Origin of the sequence: Ornithinibacillus scapharcae TW25 (assembly GCF_000190475.1) — a bacterium.
GTDB classification, from domain to species: Bacteria; Bacillota; Bacilli; order Bacillales; family Amphibacillaceae; genus Ornithinibacillus; species Ornithinibacillus scapharcae.
The window spans coordinates 20,548-39,959 of the sequence record NZ_AEWH01000071.1 but is presented as its reverse complement, the minus strand read 5'-3'; the positions used below and the strand labels follow the sequence as shown (position 1 = coordinate 39,959).

Below are 19,412 nucleotides of genomic sequence, written 5' to 3'. Positions count from 1 at the left end.
ATGCATTGATGAATGAAAGAGGAAATAAGTGGAGGAAAGTTATAAGTCCATCTACATCAAAAAAATTAACTTTGTTTTGTTTTCCATACGCTGGTGGAAGTGGACATATATTTTATAATTGGCACCATTTTTGTACGACTGACCTTGAAATACAAAGTATACAGCTGCCCGGGAGAGGGATACGAATCAGTGAATTACCTATTAATAATATTGAAGAGTTAATCAAGGATCTTTATGCTGGAATAGATTTTGATTGGTCACAACCATATGCATTCTTTGGACATAGTATGGGTGCGCTAATCAGTTATGAGTTAGCCGCGTTTCTATATGAGCAAGAAAAGGAATTACCTCAAGGGCTCTTCCTATCTGCTAGAGTACCACCACATCTAACAGACAGGGGAAAGCATGTCCATTTACTGTCAGAACAAGAATTTATTCAAGAATTAAGACGTCTTGATGGCACCCCGGAAGAAGTTTTGCATAATGAAGAACTTTTACAACTTATGCTCCCAACAATACGGGCAGATTTTGCGATATGTGAAACGTATCAATATACGAAGAGAAACCCTTTACCAATACCTATCACGGTGTTTGGGGGGAAGGGTGATATGGAAGTTTCACCGAACCAGCTTACAGAATGGAAGCAGTATACTTCAAAAAACTTTCAACAGTTTACCTATGATGGAGGACACTTCTTCCTCCATCAACATAAAGGTGACATCGTTCAAACCATTGAAAAACAGCTATCAAATCATAGAAAGTGAAGTGATTCCGAATGCAAGGTGTAAAGATAACGTCAATAGGAACCTACCATCCTGAAAGAAAGCTTACAAATGCTGATCTCGAAAAAATGGTTGATACCTCTGATGAATGGATAGTAACTAGAACAGGAATAAAAGAACGATATATTGCGTCTGAAGAAGAGTGTACTTCATCAATGGCTTTATCAGCAGCTAAGAGAGCGCTAGGAAATAGGGGGATGTCAGCTGAAGAGATAGATTTGATTATAGTTACTACACTTATGCCTGATCAACCAACAATTTCGGTTGCATGTACAGTTCAGCATCTTTTAGGTGCAAAGAAAGCCTGTGCATTTGATATCTCAGTTGCTTGCTCTGGGTTTATATATGCAATTGAAACAGCAGCTCAATTTATTAAGAATGGTGTTTTCAGTAACGCGCTTATTATCGGATCTGAGCTAATTTCCAAAATAACAGACTGGGAAGATCGAAGTACATGTGTTCTTTTCGGTGATGCAGCAGGAGCGGTCATCTTAGAAGCAAGTGAAGTTGATTACTTTCATGGTAGTACAATGAAAGCAGATGGATCTGGGGCAGATATTCTCAATATTCCAGCAGGAGGAACAAAACAGCCTCCATCAGTAGAAACAGTAGAAAATAGACAGCATTATATTAAAATGCAAGGAATGCAACTCTTTGAAACGGTCGTTCCTCTTGTTACTGATATTATTAAAGAAACCTGTAAGAAAACGAATATATCACTTGATGAGATTGAAGTAATCATTCCTCACCAAGCAAATATACACTTTATCAACGAATTTGCATTCAATTTAGATGTATCGACGGACAAGTTTATGTCAAATATTCATAAATTTGGGAATACATCTTCAGCCTCTATTCCCCTAGCTCTGTATGATGCTTTGAAAGAAGGGAGAATACAAGGCGATTGCTACATCATGCTAGTTGGATTTGGAGGAGGATTGGCATGTGCCGCAAATATCATAAGAGTTGATGAAGCGTTAATAAATTCGGTTTCTAGCGAGGCGGTGTAGAATGAGTACCAAAACGGGCATTATTCGCTTAGTAAAAACATATTTAGTACCACATTGGATGTTAATATGTGTATTATTTATCTCGGTTATTGTCACAATTGGCCTACAATTAATTGGCCCACAAATTATTCGTGAGTTTATTGATAGTGCAACTTTAGGGAGTACAATGGATCATTTAACCTTCCTCGCAATTGTGTTCTTAGGAATAGCGTTGATAAGGCAATTGATTACCATTGGCTCCTCGTATCTCAGTGAAGTCATTGGCTGGAACGCTTCAAACGAATTAAGAAATGACTTAGCGCTTCACTGTCTGAAACTAGATATGAGCTTTCATAATAAAACAACTTCTGGGGGCATGATTGAACGGATAGATGGGGATGTCACGGAACTAGCAAACTTCTTTTCAAGATTTTGGGTTGTTTCAGTAAGTAACTTTATCCTTCTACTTGGAATTTTAGTGCTATTAACGGTAGAGGACTGGAGAGTTGGAGTTATTTTTACGCTCTTTTCCTTAGTTTCTATGCTAACAATTAACAAGATTAGAAGATTAGCAATTCCACATTGGGGTTCGATGAGACAAGCAAGTGCTAGCTTATTCGGTTTTATTGAAGAAAGAGTTGCTGGTGCAAAGGATATTAAAGCTACCGGTGGAAGTAATTTTATGATGAATAAATTGTATCAGCTAATGAGAGATAAATTTATAAAGGAGAGAAAGGCTTCCATTATCGGTGGACTTACCTGGAACTTTACGATTGCATTCTTTACGATTGCAACAGCACTCGGACTAGGAATAGGTGTATATCTTTACTTTAGGAACGAGGCTACTATAGGAACTGTATTTATGATCTACGCTTATGTTCAAATGCTGAGAGTTCCTATCGAGCAATTAATTATTCAAATGCAGAACTTTCAAAGGGCAAGTGCAAGTATCTTACGTACACAGGAATTATTTGAAACTAAAAGTGAGATTATCAGCGGACCTATTGAATTTCCAACCAATAAAGCGGTATCCATTACGTTCGATAACGTGACGTTCCAGTATGAAAAAGAAAAAGAACAAGTGCTAAATCAAGTAAATCTGCAGCTAGAGGCAGGAAAAAAGCTAGGAGTTATCGGTAGAACAGGTAGTGGGAAAACCACGATAATACGGTTGCTTTTACGGTTATATCAACCGTCTAGTGGAAATATTCTTATTGACGGTCTAGAAATAAAAAATTATCAAATTGAAAGTTTACGCAAGCATATCGCAATTGTTACCCAAGATGTTCAATTATTTGACGGGACATTAAGAGATAATGTCACCTTCTTTGATGATTCGATATCTGACAACCAAATAATTCGTGCATTAGAAGAGTTAGGATTATTGGATTGGTTACATTCTCTACCTGATGGATTAGATACAAGAATTGGAAAAGACAGCATTACTTTTTCGGCTGGAGAAGCTCAGCTGTTTGCGTTAACGAGAGTACTAATAAAGAATCCGGCTATTGTTATTCTAGATGAAGCGACTGCTAGAATTGACCCTTCTACAGAGAAACTAATGTATCGAGCTCTTGACCGCCTACTGGAGAATCGCACAGGCATAATCATCGCTCACCGATTAAAAACACTTCAGAAGGTGGATGAAATATTGGTTTTAGATAAAGGCCAAGTTGTAGAGCATGGGGCAAGAGAAATACTTGAAGAAGATATTTCGTCGAAATACTATGATCTTCTCCAAGGGCAGAAGGAGGATCAATCGGCATGAAGACATCACAATTTCTATGGAAACTAATTATGTTTAGACCAGGGTTATACACACTTGATGCTTTACTTGTGATATCCTCATGGCTCATTTTCATTATCCCAGGTTATGTAGCGAGAGAATTTTTTGATGCTCTTCAAGTAGGAGAGGACAACTGGTGGATATGGGCGGTTATTGCACTATTAGTGGTTGGTCAATTTTCAAGAGTGATTTTAATTTTGTTCAATATTATTATTGACGTGACCTTCCGTAATATGACAACAGCGTTATTAAGAAAGAACATGATAAAAAAGGTTGTTGGACATCCAGCATCAAGTAAACTTCCTAAATCATCAAGTGAGTCTATTAGTCGATTCAGAGAGGATGTCGACGAGACAGCGGATTTCCTGAGCTGGACTTCGTTATTAGATGTGGTCGGAGCAGCTGTATTTGCCCTGGTCGCACTAGTAATCATGGTTAGAATTGATGTACTCATTACCTTAGTTGTGTTCTTACCAATGGTAGCAGTAGTGGCTGTTGCACACATTGTCAGAAATAGGGTAGAAAAGAACCGTATAGAAGCGAGAGAAACGACAGGCAATCTGACCGAGTTAATCGGTGAACTTTTTGGTTCTGTGCAAGCAATTAAAGTAATGAGCGCGGAGGAGAATGTTAGCAAGAAGTTTCGTGAAGTCAATCAATTAAGAGGAAAAGCTGCTATAAAGGAACGCCTCTTTACAAATATTCTCAACGCTACGTTTACAAATATTGCAGAAATCGGTACGGGAATTATTCTACTACTAGCAGCGAGCGCGATGCGAGATGGTTCATTTACAGTCGGTGATTTTGCGTTATTTACGTATTATTTAACTTGGGTGACACAACTTACGGGGCGATTCGGTATGCTAACGGCAAGATACAAGCAAACTCAAGTTTCACACAAGCGTATGAGGGAAATCCTTCCGACTGAAATGGAAGCGGAACTGGCAGAACATAGCGATATTTATATGAAGGGAGATTATCCAGAAATTAAAGAAGTTAGGAAGAAACAGGAGGATTTCCTTAACCTATTTGAAATTAAAGGTCTCCGAGCGTCATATAATGGCACCGATAAAGGAATTGAAGATATTGATTTGTCGATTGAAAAAGGGACACTAACAGTAGTAACTGGAGAGATCGGTTCTGGGAAATCAACGTTACTCAGCGCCATTCTCGGGCTTGTTCCTATACAATCCGGTGAAATATTTTGGAATCAAAGCAAGGTAGAAGATGTAGAAGCTTTCTTTGAACCTCCGAGAGCATCCTATGTATCGCAAGTTCCACAGCTTTTTAGTGATTCGTTTTATGATAACATCGCAACAGGGGAAAAGAGCAAAGAGAACATATATGAAGCCATTAGGCTTGCACAATTGGAGCAGGATCTTGAACAATTAGAAGATGGATTAGATACCGTTATTGGAACTAGAGGGCGAACATTATCAGGAGGGCAAATGCAACGTACAGCATTAGCGCGTGCCCTGGCAAAAGATCCGGAACTATTGGTTTTAGATGATATCTCCAGTGCGCTCGATTCACGAACAGAAGAAAAGCTATTTAATGAATTGCTAGAGAAAAATAAATTTACATGTGTTGTGTCCTCCTACCGTCCTTTTGTTTTGCAAAAAGCTGATCAAATTGTTGTGATGAAAGATGGAAGGATAGAAGCAGTCGGAAAAATCGATCAACTGTTAGAAATTTCTCCAACCATGAGGAAATTGTGGGAAAAAGAGGTAGAACAAGTCGGGTAGAAGTATGATGTTCATCTATTCTAGAATAGAAAAGGGAGAATAATGATGGAATTTTCTATTACTGTCGACTCATTAAGAAACGGGGCTTATATACCTGTGAAGTTTTTTTTCTATGATTATGAGAATGTGACGGAACAAGACTATTTAAATGCTAAAAATACCTTGGGCCAAGAAGAGGTATTGGAGTATTCGTCCTATCAAGTAGAAAAAAGGAAATCAGAATTTCTTTTCGGCCGTTATGCAGGGAAACGTGCTTCAGCAGATTTAATAGGAGAGCCCGATTTGAAAAAAATTCAAATCACAAGAGGGGTTTTCCACCAACCCGTCCTAATGTACGAGAAAAATAAGGATAACATTCAAGTGAGTATTACGCATACAGAAAGGATTGCAGCAGCAATCTCCTTTCCAGAAAGACATCCTTTTAGTGTTGATCTGGAGTATATTAAGGAATCAAATGCAGAGTTCCTTTCATCATTTATAAAGGATGCTGAAACCAACCTGTTCCATGACTTTAATGAATCAAAGATACAAACGTATACTCTAATCTGGAGTGCAAAAGAAGCGCTATCCAAGATATTGAAAACGGGTTTAACAGTCTCTGCTTTTATATACGACTTACAACGTGTTAGAGAGCATGATGGTATCTACACGAGTGAATTTCAGCATTTTTCTCAATACAAAGTAATCGGATTTAGAATTGGAAATTATATCTGCTCGATCTGTCTACCTAAAAATACAGTAATAAAAATAGACCAAATATCAAAGAAGAAACTAGAAGATTATTTGCTATTGAAGAAGCAGACGACTATATAGATTATAGAAAAATTAAAATCTATTATGTATAAGAAGACACCTCTCTAATGAACGATATGAAACGTTTATTTGAGAGGTGTTTAATTTTACTTAGCGCGGAAACGAAATGACCTATTAGGTAGGTTTATTTGTATTGGGTAGTACTCTATTGCCAATATACAATGAATATCTCGCCCTAAACTATAGAGATATGACTTCAGAGGTTCCATGTAAAAATGAATATTTGAAAGTAGAATTCCCCGTAATTAGTTCATTGTTATCTTTAGGATAAATATTTACTTCCCCTAAACGAGCCACATTCTCTTGAAACCTCTTCTGAAATTCCTACAACAATGTATAGAATCCCCCTTTTACGTACTTAAATAGGAAACTACTATCTTGGTAAAGTATCGATAACTCTTTTCGAGGTTGGATGTTTTTCCCATTCACAATCTATCATGTATTACGTCATTCAATCATATACTCTTAGAAAACGAATGTAAGGGGACATGTTATGAAACTCTATTTATCTGTTGATATGGAAGGGATTACGGGGCTCCCGGATTATACATATGTTTCTGCATCCATGCATAATTATGAACGCGCTCGTAAGATCATGACAGATGAAACGAATTATGTCGTAGGTGCTGCATTTAATTCGGGCTGTTCAGAGGTCCTTGTGAATGATAGTCACATGAAAATGAATAATATCATGATTGATCAGCTTCACCCTGATGCACATCTCATTACTGGTGATGTGAAGACGTACTCCATGGTACATGGATTGGATAGCAGTTTCTCAGGGGCAATGTTCATAGGCTATCATACCCGTGCTGGCATGCCAGGAGTGATGTCACATTCTATGATTCATATGGTGCGTAATTTCTATGTGAATGATTGGCAAGTTGGAGAGCTAGGGATAAATGCGATGGTTGCGGGATACTATGGTGTTCCAGTGCTATTGGTTTCGGGAGATGATGAAACCGCTAAAGAAGCGGAACAGCTAATACCGAATGTGACGACTGCTATTGTGAAGCAAGCTATTTCTAGATCAGCTACTAAAAGCTTGACACCAAAGAAGGCAGGCGAACTTTTAACGGAAAAAGTATCGCATGCAATCAAAAATGCTGATAACGTTCGACCGTTAATTCCACCTAATGAACCGACATTAAAAGTAGAATTTGTAAACTATGGGGCGGCAGAATGGGCAAGTTTAATGCCAGGGACGGAGATTATTCCAAATACAACGATTGTACAGTATCAAGCAAAGGATATTTTAGAAGCGTATCGTGCTTTACTTGTCATGATTGAGCTAGCATATAACACAAAATACACGTAATAGGAGGGATAGTCATGATAGAGCTTACCGATCGAATCGAGGAAATCACAAACGAAGCTGGTGGAACATGGGGAATAGCTTTATACGATATGGATACAGGGATTAGCTGGGAGAAAAATAGTCATGACACCTTTTATGCGGCAAGTGTGATCAAGGTGCCAATCATGATTGCAGCATTTGCTGCTAGTCAAAAGGGAGAACTATCACTTAGTGAGCAACTTGAATTAAAACGTGAGGATATCGTTGGAGGTTCTGGGGTCCTCCAACATCTAACTCCAGGATATTCGTTTAGTATCTATGATTTGATTACATTAATGATTATTCAGAGTGACAATACGGCAACCAACATGCTTATCAATTATATTGGAGTTGCAGAAATTCAACAGTCCATGCGAGAAATTGGAATGGAGAAGAGTAGGTTTTGCCATCGGTTGATGACGCTTGAAGTCGATCGGGAGGGGCAAAATGAGATAAATGCCTATGAAATGACAGAAATGCTAGTAAAGCTGGCATCAGGTAAAATTATTTCGGCACATGCTAGTGAACAAATGATTACTATCATGAAAAAACAGCAAATTAGAAATGCATTACCTAGTAATATTCCTACACAGAATGACAAGTTTATCGGAATGATAAAGAAGTGGGAATTCGCCAATAAAACTGGAAATATTCCTGGTATCTCACATGATATAGGTATGTTGTATGTTGGAAATAGAATATTTATTGCTTCCGTCCTTTCCAAGGGGGTAGAAGACATAGAAGCACCAAAGATAATAGGAAATATTGGTTTAGAAATCTATCAATATCTCATAAAAAATCGAAACGCATCATAGCTTATTTACAAAGAGCTTTTCTATAGGAATTACGCCGATGTGCGTAAGGATATTAGGAGTTGGGGCTATGCTCAAATATATAGTAAAGAAGCTTTTCATCATGGTTATAACCCTATGGATTATCATTACCCTTACCTTTGTTCTCATGGTATCAGTACCTGGTTCCCCTTTTAACAGTGAAACGAATTCAAATGAGATTGTCCAAGAAAACTTAGAGAAACATTACAATCTTGATAAGCCGTATCACATTCAATATCTCCTCTATTTAAAATCAATCATAACATTAGACTTTGGCCCATCTATTAAACAACCAAACCAGACAGTAAATGATTTACTAGGAAGGGGTTTCCCGATTTCGTTTGAATTGGGAATTGTAACCATTATTGTGGCAGTCATCTCTGGGATTATTTTAGGGATATTAGCGGCACTACGACATAATGGGATAATTGATTATTTGGCTATGGGAATTGCTGTATTAGGAATATCGATACCGAATTTTATTCTTGCAACCTTACTCATCCAAAAGTTGGCGGTAGACTGGGAAATATTCCCGGTGGCGACATGGTCCAGTCCACTGCATATGGTACTACCTGTTTTAGCGTTAGCAACAGGACCGATGGCCATTATTGCTCGTCTTACTAGGTCTACCATGCTAGAGGTGCTAACACAAGACTACATAAAAATGGCACGTGCAAAAGGGTTAACACCTTGGAAAATTATAGTGAAGCATGCACTAAGAAACGCTCTAATGCCTGTTATTACGATCATGGGAACACTATTAGCTGGAATCTTAACCGGTTCCTTTGTTATTGAACAGATATTTGCCATACCGGGCATGGGGAAATATTTCGTGGAAAGTATTAACCACCGAGACTATCCAGTTATCATGGGAACGACGGTTTTTTATAGTGCCTTTTTGATTATCATGCTTTTCCTCGTCGATATTGCATATGGACTATTAGACCCAAGAATGAAAGTAAATAAAAAGGAAGGGGAGTAATATGAAGTCAAATCAAAATCCCCAACAACTCCAAAACAAAGTACCAGATGAATGGTTTACCTGGCGTGGAAAAAATCGTCATGAACAAGAGCTTGTATCTAGACCATCCTTATCATACTGGAAGGATGCATGGCGCCGATTACGAAAAAACTTCCTGGCGATGTCTGGGTTGATTTTCTTAATCCTACTAGTTTTGATGGCTATTTTTGGTCCAATATTCTCCCCTTATGATGTAAACACAACCGATTATCCGAATCAGTATCAGCCGCCATCCAGTGAGCATTGGTTTGGCACGGATTCCCATGGAAGAGACGTCTTTACCCGAACATGGTATGGTGCTAGAATCTCTCTATTTGTTGGGTTTATGGCTGCCTTAATCGATGTCACTATTGGAATTATCTGGGGCGGATTTTCCGGATATAAGGGCGGTCGCACAGACAACATCATGATGCGTATTATTGAGATTCTGTATGGCTTACCATATTTGTTAGTCGTCATATTGCTTTTAGTTGTATTAGGACCAAGTTTATCCACTATTATTATCGCTTTAACGGTCACTGGATGGGTGGGCATGGCCAGGATTGTGCGGGGACAGGTCATGCAAATTAAGAATTATGAATATGTCCTCGCGTCTAAATCTTTCGGAACGAAAACACCACGGATCATTAGGAGAAACTTACTCCCAAATACAATGGGACCAATTATCGTACAGATGACCCTCACGGTACCGTCTGCAATCTTTGCAGAAGCGTTTCTCAGTTTCATTGGACTTGGGATTCAAGCACCATATGCTAGCTGGGGCGTTATGGCCAATGATTCCCTTGGTGCCATTCTTTCAGGAAATTGGTGGACTCTATTCTTCCCAGCATTTTTTATCTCTTTTACCATGTTTGCCTTTAATGTCTTGGGAGATGGATTACAGGATGCACTAGATCCGAAATTAAGGAAGTAGGTGAAGTGAATGGAAAAAATTCTCGAAGTTAAGGATTTGCATGTGACCTTCACGACCTATGGGGGTACCGTACAGGCTGTTCGTGGTGTAGACTTCCATTTAAATAAAGGAGAAACCCTAGCCATAGTAGGAGAGTCGGGCTGTGGGAAAAGCGTTTCCTCCAATGCCATCATGCGATTAATTCCTAGTCCACCAGGAAAAATCTCAAAAGGGAACATCTTGTTTAAAGGTCATGACTTAACGAAGCTTTCAGAAAAAAGAATGCGTTCTATCCGAGGCGTGGATATCTCGATGATTTTTCAGGACCCAATGACAGCGTTAAATCCTACTTTAACAATTGGTACACAATTAAAGGAAGGCTTGAAGCAGCACAGAAGTGTTACGGACCAAGAAGCAACTCGACGTGCTCTAGAAATGATGGAGCTAGTAGGAATACCAAATCCAGAGGAACGGATGAAGCAGTACCCACATCAATTTAGTGGCGGGATGCGCCAACGAATTGTTATCGCAATAGCATTAATTTGTGAGCCGGAATTATTAATAGCGGATGAACCAACAACTGCTCTCGATGTAACGATTCAAGCACAGATCCTAGAGCTATTTGGAAAAATACAGGAAGTAACAGGTGTGTCCATCATCCTCATTACACATGACTTGGGAGTGGTGGCAAAAATCGCTGACCGGATTGCGGTTATGTATGCTGGCAAAATCATTGAAACTGGAACGAAGCGGGAAATTTTCTATGATCCACAGCATCCTTACACAAAAGGATTATTAAATTCTGTTCCAAGGTTGGATGTAAAAGAAAAATTAAAGCCGATTGAAGGAACACCTCCAGATTTATTCTCACCTCCAGAGGGCTGTCCATTTACACCACGCTGTCCCTTTGCAATGGAGGTGTGTAATAAAGTTTACCCGGATTCCAGCATCTTAAGTGATTCCCATTCAGTGAATTGCTGGTTACAGGATGACCGGGCAAAACAGTTATTGACCACGATGGTCACCAATTAGAGGATAAGGGGGAAAAGGTATGAAAAGGCTTCTCTTTTTTATGGCGGCAGTACTCTCTATATTTGTCTTAGTAGCATGTACTGCCAATGAAGATGCAGGAAAAGACCCTGATGAGAAGGATAAAGTTGAAGAGCCAGCTGGTGATGATGGTGAATCAACCGATGAAGGAACATCAGGAGAAAAAGTACTAAAGCTGAATAATGCAACAGAGCCAACATCATTAGACCCATCCATCGGATTTGATGCAGTATCATGGGATCCGCTGAATAATTTAATGGAAGGGTTAACACGACTAGATGAAAACCATCAAGCAGGCCCAGGGGTGGCAGAAGATTGGGATATTTCTGAGGATGGTAAGACCTATACGTTCCATTTACGTGAAAATGCGAAATGGTCAAATGGAGATCCAGTAGTAGCGGAGGATTTTGAGTTTGCATGGAAATACATGCTAAACCCTGAAACAGCATCTGCTGCAGCCTTTTTAGGTTACTTTATTGAAGGGGCAGAAGCATATAATAGTGGAGAAGGCTCAGCAGATGATGTGAAGGTCACTGCGGTTGACGAAAAAACATTGGAAGTTGTCCTAGCACAACCAACTGGATTTTTCTTAGATGTTCTAACAAACCCAGCATTTTTCCCAATTCATCATAAAATAGCGGAAGAAAATCCGAATTGGCATGCTGAAGCAGAAACTTTTGTAGGGAATGGTCCATTTAAATTGGAATCATGGGAACATAATGTGGAAATGGTTTTCTCGAAAAATGAGCATTACTGGGATGCCGGTGTCGTGAAATTGGATAAAGTCCATTTTGCGATGGTAAATGATACGAATACACAATATCAAATGTTTGAAAGCGGCGATTTAGATACTGCAAGCATTCCACCAGAGCTTTCAGATGAATTAATTGAAGATGACAATGTCTTTATTGGCCCTTATGGAGGACTGGAATTCTACCGATTTAACACAACGATAGAACCCTTCCAAAATAAGAAGATACGTCAGGCATTTGCGTACGCTGTAAATCGTGAAGATATCGCTACTTATGTGGTGAAAAATGGTGTAGAGCCAGCATATGGCTTTATTAATCCAGGATATACTAGCCCAACAGGTTCAGACTTCCGTGATGCGAATGGCGATTTAGTAACCTTTGACCCAGAAAAGGCGAAGCAATTACTGGAGGAAGGAATGGCAGAGGAAGGGTATGATGAATTACCACCAATCACGCTAACCTATAATACAAGTGATACGAATAAAGCAGTCGCAGAAGCACTGCAAAGCATGTATCAGGAGAATTTGGGTATTGAAGTAAAGCTTGAGAATCAAGAATGGAACGTGTTTTCTGATGCACAAAAAGCGCTAGAACTACAATTCTCACGCAGTTCGTTCATCAACGACTATAATGATCCTGTTAACTTCCTAGAAAGTTTTATTACGGATTCTTATATGAACCGAACAGGCTTCTCTAACCCAGAGTATGATGAACTAATCACAAAAGGCAAAACCGAAACAGATGAAGAAAAGCGCTGGGAGTACCTATATGAAGCTGAAAAATTACTAGCGGAAGAAATGGTTGCTATGCCGATCCGATATTACAATACTGTTGTATTAGAAGCGGAAGGGGTAGAAGGAATTTTACGCCATCCAGTAGGATATTTTGATTTGAAATTTGCGGATAAGAAATAAGGTAATTATAGGGGCGCGCAGGGGGATAGAAGAGTAACGCGGTAGTCCCAGGTGTCACGCAGAAACATAGAAATCAAGCGAGTCGCCACAATAGTCACGCGAGAATTCTGAAGTTCAAGCGAGTCACCACAAAACTGACGTGAAAAGCCGAAAAAGTCACGCTAGGTTCACAATGTTGCGTGAAAAACTATCCGAGTGGCGCTAGAACTCAGAAAGCTGCGGAGGAAGGTACTGTCCTCGCGCGAGAGAATAAGTTTCCCGCGTAGAAATAAACCATTTTCTAGCTCCGCAAATTTAACGTCCGGCGTCATGAATAAACTAAAAACCTCCCATTAACTCATAACAAGATGGCTCATCACATAAGCAGATGAGCCTCTCTTTTTCAGAAGAACATTACAGATAGAAAGAAGGTTAATCAATGCTGTTACCAAAAGCCTTACAAGAAGGAGATACAGTTGGTATTATCGCTCCGGCAAGTCCTCCAGAGATGAAATGTCTACAGGATGCATTACCCTTTTTCAAAAATCTTGGTCTAAATGTTAAATTAGGCAAGCACATTAGAGAAGTCTATGGTTATCTGGCTGGGACGGATGAAAAACGATTGGAAGATTTTCATGACATGATGGTAGATGAAAGCATAAAGGCTATCATATTTGCCAGAGGGGGATATGGTACTGGTCGAATAGTGGCTGATATTAATTATGACCTGGTTAGAAACAACCCGAAGATTATTTGGGGATATAGTGATATTACCTATTTACATACAGCCATTAGGCAAAAGACTGGACTCGTAACATTTCATGGACCAATGGTAGCCTCAGATATAGCAGATCCAGATTTTGATGTTTTAACTGCATCTTCTTTCCAGCAATTATTTTCCCCAACAACCCTCCAATATAATGGCGATGCCTCATGTCTCCATGTGTTAGTAGAGGGAGAAAGTGCGGGAACTCTTGTTGGCGGAAATCTTTCATTATTGGTGAATACATTAGGAACAGAATTCGAAATCAACACAGAAGGAAAGATCCTTCTTATTGAAGATATTGACGAACCTCCATACCGAGTAGATGCCCTGTTAAATCAATTAAAGCTGGCTGGAAAACTAGCATCTACAGCAGGTATCGTTGTGGGGGATTTTGCAAATGCCAAACCTAAGAAGGAACCATCCTTGACCTTGGATGAGATTTTTAATCATTATTTGGGGGATTTAACTTGTCCTGTGATGTCGGGTTTTAAGATCGGGCACTGTTTTCCACATTTTGCTGTACCATTGGGTGTTCGTGCTATTTTAAATACCAAAGAGAAGACTTTTACTGTAATGCCTGGGGTGCAAGCGAAATGAGAATTCAACAAATGGAAACATTTCAGGCAGCGATTCCCTTAAAGAAAGCTTTTAAAACAGCACTTAGAACCGTGACTGTAGCTGAAACAATTGTAGTAAAGATAACATGTGATAACGGAATTACCGGTTGGGGAGAGGCACCTCCAACTCATGTCATTACAGGGGATACCTTGGCAAGCATCTCTTATGCGATAAATCATGTGCTAAAGCCAAACCTAATTGGTAAAGATCTCCGAGACCGAGAGTGTATATGGGAAGTAATAAATCAATTGATTGTAGGAAATACAAGTGCAAAAGCAGCGGTGGATATGGCGCTCTATGATTGTCTATCCAACTATGCAAACACAAGCCTTAGCCATTTCCTTGGCGGCTATCATTCTACGATTGAAACGGACTATACGGTTAGTGTAAATGGTGCGGATGAGATGGCGGATGATGCGGAGGGGTATGTTCAAAATGGATTTTCCATATTAAAAGTAAAAGTAGGAAAGGATCTTATCGAAACAGATATCGAACGAATTCGGGCAATTCGAGAGAGGGTTGGACCTGAGGTGATCATCCGGCTTGATGCGAATCAAGGCTGGAAACCAAAAGAGGCTGTTCGTGCAATAGGGAAGATGGAAGTGCTGGGACTAAATATCGAATTTATTGAGCAGCCAGTCCTTGCACATGATATAGAGGGTTTAAAGTATGTAACCGAAAACACACAGATACCAATTATGGCTGATGAAAGTATTTTTTCTGCTAAGGATGCTAAAAGAGTTCTAGAAATCAATGCAGCAGATTTACTCAATATTAAATTAATGAAGGCTGGTGGCATTCATGAAGCACTTAAGATTGCCAATCTAGCAGCAGTCTATGATGTGAAATGTATGGTTGGTAGTATGATTGAAACCAAGATTGGGATTACTGCTGCTGCACATTTTGCGGCAAGCCAACCGAATGTTACATTCTATGATTTCGACGCACCTTTAATGTTGGCTGGGGATCTTATTCAAGGTGGGATTACATACGAGAAGAGCAAAATTAAGCTTGGTGAAAGACCAGGTCTAGGTATAAGCAGATTAAATGAGGAATTTATTCAGCGTGTAATGTAACTTTGTTGATCGATTTGCAGAAATATCACCACCAGAAATGATAAAGGAGAGATAAGCTGTGTTCCAACATACTTTTTCATCATTACCAATGGAATTTCATGTAGCAGCAGTTCAAGTAGCAACAGTTTGGACTAATCCAGAGTCTGCTAGAGAAATAGATAATCTTGGTACGAACAATCCGACCGATATCGATGGTTGGCTATCTTCCTTAAGTTATCAGGAAAAATTAGCCTTTTGTGATGAAAATCGAATACAAACACAACTTTTATATGGTGAATCGGTATTGGTAACAGAAGTTAAAGGAGGTTGGGCAAAGGTTCTCATACCAAGCCAACCTTCTAAGAAAAATAAAGAAGGCTACCCTGGCTGGATTCCGCTCAAGCAACTGAAAAAAGTCAGCCGGGAAGAGTGGTTTCAAGCTGTATTTGCAGCTGTGAAAGAGAAGCATGCATGGATAGAGAATGAAGCCGGTGAAAAGTTTGTGGAGATAAGCTATATGACTTGTTTACCCGTCCTAAATCATGAGGGGGATCGTGTATTGGTGAAAACACCCGAGGGATCTGGTTATCTTCATCGAGAAGCGGTAGAGCTTTTTCAGGTAGAATTAGGGGCAGAAAAAGGGAATGGTACTCAAATAATAGAAGCAGGAAAACAATTTCTTGATCTCGATTATATATGGGGAGGAATGAGTTCATTCGGGTATGATTGTTCTGGTTTCGCGTATGCCATGCACAAGGCAAATGGTTATCAGATTCCTAGAGATGCAACAGATCAAGCGGATTATGGAGTAGAGATACCAGAAGACCAGTTACTGCCAGGTGATTTGCTATTCTTTGCTTATCAAGAGGGCAAAGGAAAGCTTCATCATGTTGGCCTTTACTATGGGGACGGAAAAATGCTTCATTCACCACAGACCGGAAAAGGAATCGAAATAACAGTGATCAAAGGCACAAAGTACGAGAGAGAGCTTTGTATCGCTAGACGATACTGGGAAAGGAGTTAAGATCCATGAAAGATGAAAATATCTTAGAAGTCCAACAGTTAAAGAAACATTTTCATCTAGGGAAAAACCGGATATTACAGGCTGTGAATAACGTCACATTTCAGGTGCGAAGAGGGGAGACGTTTGGGCTAGTAGGTGAATCAGGGTGCGGAAAATCAACCATTGGAAGGACCATTATGGGACTTTATGATAGAACAGAAGGAAACGTCATTTTTGATGGGCAAAACGTTCACGAACGGAATGAAAAAGAAATGTTTATGCTCCGACAAAGAATGCAAATGATTTTTCAAGACCCATACGCGTCACTCAATCCTCGTTCCACTGTGCGTGAGGTGATATCAGAGCCGATGGAGGTTCATAAACTCTATAAAAATAAAAAAGAGCAAAATGAGCGAGTATTTGAATTGCTAGAAGAAGTAGGTTTAAATCGAGATCATGCTAATCGTTACCCACATGAGTTTAGTGGGGGACAGCGTCAGCGGATAGGAATTGCAAGGGCTCTAGCACTCAATCCAGATTTTATCATCGCGGATGAACCAATCTCAGCATTAGATGTTTCGGTTCAAGCGCAGGTTGTGAATCTATTAAAACAGCTCCAAGAAGAAAAGGGACTCACGTTCTTGTTTATCGCGCATGACTTATCGATGGTAAAGCAAATATCCGATCGCATCGGCGTGATGTATCTTGGTAACATGGTAGAGTTAACAGAAAGTGATAGTTTATATGAGAAACCACTACATCCATACACCCAGGCACTACTCTCTGCGATACCTATTCCAGACCCAGATATTGAGGAAGCTAGAGAACGTATTATTTTACAAGGGGAACTTCCAAGCCCAATCAATCCACCAAGTGGCTGTGTTTTCCGAACTCGTTGTCCGTTTGCAATGGAGATTTGTAGTCAGAAAAAGCCGGCTTGGCAGGAAGTGGATGACAATCATTTTGTCGCATGTCATTTATATCTGGAAGATCGGAAACAGAAACAACATACAGAACCAGTAGTAAAAATACGATAATAAAGAAGGAGGCGGGTTCCATTTGAAGAAGAGTACACTATAATTCACATACCATTTCGCATAGTAATTCAAAACCGAATTGCGGATTTTTTATTATGGAAGTCCTCATTACCTTTTATGGTAGAAATAACACTTCGGGTATCATATGGAAATAAATGTTGTAGTTCGTATGAATTTTAAATTAAAGAAGTTGTGATTAAGTAAAGATTCTATTAAAAAGTTAAATACATCAGAATATTATGATAGAATTTAAGTGGATATTTTGATGGTGGTCTAACCAGGGCAATTCAATATGGAAATTGAACCTCAAATTGTCGTTATTGTGCAATGGAAGAGGTGGGTTCGAAATGATAAAAAAGAAGAGTTTATTTAGAGCAGGAATTGTTATGGTGATATTTCTAATAGTCATGGTAATTACTAATCCTAGTAAAGCTGAATTTAATAGATGGATATTAAGGGAGAATGGGATTGTATGTAAAGATGAGGGTCAGAACGAAAAGTGTATGAGAAATGATCAGGAAATGGTAATAAAGAATAGTTCCTATCATCTTAGAAATATAGGCATATTTTCATCTTTTGAAGGGGATTTTGAGTTTGTAAAAGGTGAACAAATAGAAGTTAAAATTTTAGGCATTTTCGGTAACGTTTATCCAATGGAAGATGGGTTGCTTTGGGAGATAGTAAATTAAAGCCGCAAATAGTTATCAATATTCCCCTCTAAAATGCTGATGGAGGTCCTTATGAAATCTTGTAGTATGAACAAACACTTTAAAACACTTGAAATGCAACGCAGCAGGATCCTTCCGATTCTTGAGTCTTTATCACTCGATGAACTATGGGAAAGACCACAGGAAAATAAATGGTCTATTGGGGAAACGATGTATCACTTATATTTGATAACAAGAATGTTGCGTGTAGCAGCAAAAATAACGATTCCTTCTACCATTCTAATCGCTCGAATGAGAAAAAATAAACCATTTGAAACGGAGATACATGATATTTATAAGGAATATAAGGAGAAGAAAATGAAGGGTATGAAGGCTCCGTTCATTTTAGACCCGCCGAAAAGTGTCTATTGTAAGTTGAATTTTAAAGAATTAAATCAGTTGCTTTATAAGGAAACATGGACAATATCAAAAATGGTAAAAGACATAGATGAAGAAATAGCTGGACATATTGTTTTCATCGACCCGGTAGCACATCATCCCAACCTTATTCAAGCGGTTCAACTACTGGCTATTCATGAAGCACATCATTTTCGTATCATGGAAAACCAGCTTGAGAAAAAAGTGTTGGTCGAGTAAAGAACCTAATCATCTATTTAAAAATGATAAATACGCAAATTAAATAATATCTGTACATGAAAATAGTCAATAAAGTAGGATCTTGTTCAAATTAGAAGGAGGAAAAATGGTGAATGTTAAAGAACTTTTATTAGCGCAGTTAGATGCCTGCCTCGAAAATACTTGGTTTGTATCGTTAATAAATTCAATTGATGGACTTACTGAAGAACAAGCAAATTGGAAACCGAATGAAACAACTAACTCTATTTTTGAAATTGTAAACCACTTAATCTTCTATAATCATCGTTCTTTAAATCGCTTTAAAGATATACCAAACGACAAGAAAGTGGATGACAATACGTTTAAGAACAGGGAAGAATTAAATTGGAATGCCACAGTGAAATGGATAAATGAGATTATGTCTGAATGGAAGGATGTCGTTAAGAAAGCTGATACCGATAAACTGGATGACATGGCTAATGAACTTGCCCATCTTACGATTCATACAACATATCATACTGGGCAGATTATTTATATTAGGAAGTTACAAGGAATATGGAACCCGAAAAACGGTGTAAAGGGTTAGTGAAGGAAGGATAGTTGCCTAAAAATAAAGGAGCTTGTTAAATCAAGCTCCTTTTCTTGTGAATAATTTTTTGCGTGGTTTTTTTTACTTTCCAATTGTTATGTAGCTTGTCGCTCCTCATGGTGTCATCCTTAGGCGACCTCTTTTCATAAAAAAGTGCTCACTAATCAAG

Annotated in this window: 18 protein-coding genes; all 18 read left to right on the top strand. The window is 38.9% G+C overall.

The window, feature by feature from the left end; translation table 11 throughout:
* Window positions 1-8 precede the first annotated feature (8 nt).
* The 18 genes from G5W_RS21740 to G5W_RS0119425 all read left to right on the top strand — a co-directional run bounded on the left by G5W_RS21740 (window position 9) and on the right by G5W_RS0119425 (window position 19,240).
* Window positions 9-764, top strand: a complete 756-nt coding sequence (locus tag G5W_RS21740; RefSeq protein ID WP_010099276.1) for a thioesterase II family protein — start codon at window positions 9-11, stop codon at window positions 762-764.
* 11 nt (window positions 765-775) lie between these two features.
* On the top strand, window positions 776-1,792 hold the full coding sequence (locus G5W_RS0119505; RefSeq protein ID WP_010099275.1) for a beta-ketoacyl-ACP synthase III: 1,017 nt from the start codon (window positions 776-778) through the stop codon (window positions 1,790-1,792).
* A gap of 1 nt (window position 1,793) precedes the next feature.
* Window positions 1,794-3,539: an ABC transporter ATP-binding protein gene (locus tag G5W_RS0119500; RefSeq protein WP_010099274.1), complete on the top strand. Its 1,746-nt coding sequence runs from the start codon at window positions 1,794-1,796 to the stop codon at window positions 3,537-3,539.
* Window positions 3,536-5,302 (top strand): ABC transporter ATP-binding protein, encoded by a 1,767-nt coding sequence (locus G5W_RS0119495; protein ID WP_010099273.1) that lies wholly within the window; start codon window positions 3,536-3,538, stop codon window positions 5,300-5,302. Before G5W_RS0119500 ends, G5W_RS0119495 begins: the two co-directional genes overlap by 4 nt.
* A 45-nt stretch (window positions 5,303-5,347) precedes the next feature.
* The gene (locus G5W_RS23035) at window positions 5,348-6,115 is read left to right on the top strand and encodes a 4'-phosphopantetheinyl transferase superfamily protein (RefSeq protein WP_010099271.1); all 768 of its coding nucleotides are present in this window, start codon (window positions 5,348-5,350) and stop codon (window positions 6,113-6,115) included.
* A gap of 493 nt (window positions 6,116-6,608) precedes the next feature.
* The gene (locus G5W_RS0119485; protein ID WP_010099269.1) at window positions 6,609-7,433 is read left to right on the top strand and encodes a M55 family metallopeptidase; all 825 of its coding nucleotides are present in this window, start codon (window positions 6,609-6,611) and stop codon (window positions 7,431-7,433) included.
* A 14-nt stretch (window positions 7,434-7,447) separates the two neighbouring features.
* Window positions 7,448-8,266 carry a serine hydrolase gene (locus G5W_RS0119480; RefSeq protein ID WP_010099268.1) on the top strand — a complete coding sequence of 273 codons (819 nt, stop codon included), beginning with the start codon at window positions 7,448-7,450 and terminating at the stop codon, window positions 8,264-8,266.
* Window positions 8,267-8,333: 67 nt separating this feature from the next.
* The gene (locus G5W_RS0119475) at window positions 8,334-9,266 is read left to right on the top strand and encodes an ABC transporter permease (protein ID WP_010099267.1); all 933 of its coding nucleotides are present in this window, start codon (window positions 8,334-8,336) and stop codon (window positions 9,264-9,266) included.
* 1 nt (window position 9,267) lies between these two features.
* Complete coding sequence (locus G5W_RS0119470) at window positions 9,268-10,218, top strand: ABC transporter permease (RefSeq protein ID WP_010099266.1); 951 nt, start codon at window positions 9,268-9,270, stop codon at window positions 10,216-10,218.
* 9 nt (window positions 10,219-10,227) lie between these two features.
* Window positions 10,228-11,229, top strand: coding sequence for an ABC transporter ATP-binding protein (locus G5W_RS0119465; RefSeq protein WP_010099265.1), 1,002 nt, complete (start codon window positions 10,228-10,230; stop codon window positions 11,227-11,229).
* 19 nt (window positions 11,230-11,248) lie between these two features.
* A complete protein-coding gene (locus G5W_RS0119460; RefSeq protein ID WP_010099264.1) occupies window positions 11,249-12,913 on the top strand; it encodes a peptide ABC transporter substrate-binding protein in 1,665 nt (554 codons plus the stop codon).
* Between the two features lie 418 nt (window positions 12,914-13,331).
* Window positions 13,332-14,255: a S66 peptidase family protein gene (locus G5W_RS0119455; protein WP_010099261.1), complete on the top strand. Its 924-nt coding sequence runs from the start codon at window positions 13,332-13,334 to the stop codon at window positions 14,253-14,255.
* Window positions 14,252-15,352, top strand: coding sequence for a mandelate racemase/muconate lactonizing enzyme family protein (locus tag G5W_RS0119450; RefSeq protein WP_010099260.1), 1,101 nt, complete (start codon window positions 14,252-14,254; stop codon window positions 15,350-15,352). Before G5W_RS0119455 ends, G5W_RS0119450 begins: the two co-directional genes overlap by 4 nt.
* A 58-nt stretch (window positions 15,353-15,410) precedes the next feature.
* Entirely contained in the window at window positions 15,411-16,355 is a 945-nt protein-coding gene (locus G5W_RS0119445) for an NlpC/P60 family protein (protein ID WP_010099259.1), read from the top strand.
* A gap of 5 nt (window positions 16,356-16,360) precedes the next feature.
* A complete protein-coding gene (locus G5W_RS0119440; protein WP_010099258.1) occupies window positions 16,361-17,371 on the top strand; it encodes an ABC transporter ATP-binding protein in 1,011 nt (336 codons plus the stop codon).
* Between the two features lie 347 nt (window positions 17,372-17,718).
* Window positions 17,719-18,060, top strand: a complete 342-nt coding sequence (locus G5W_RS0119435) for a hypothetical protein (RefSeq protein WP_010099257.1) — start codon at window positions 17,719-17,721, stop codon at window positions 18,058-18,060.
* A 51-nt stretch (window positions 18,061-18,111) separates the two neighbouring features.
* Window positions 18,112-18,675, top strand: coding sequence for a DinB family protein (locus tag G5W_RS0119430; RefSeq protein ID WP_010099256.1), 564 nt, complete (start codon window positions 18,112-18,114; stop codon window positions 18,673-18,675).
* Window positions 18,676-18,784: 109 nt separating this feature from the next.
* Entirely contained in the window at window positions 18,785-19,240 is a 456-nt protein-coding gene (locus tag G5W_RS0119425) for a DinB family protein (RefSeq protein ID WP_010099255.1), read from the top strand.
* Window positions 19,241-19,412 lie beyond the last annotated feature (172 nt).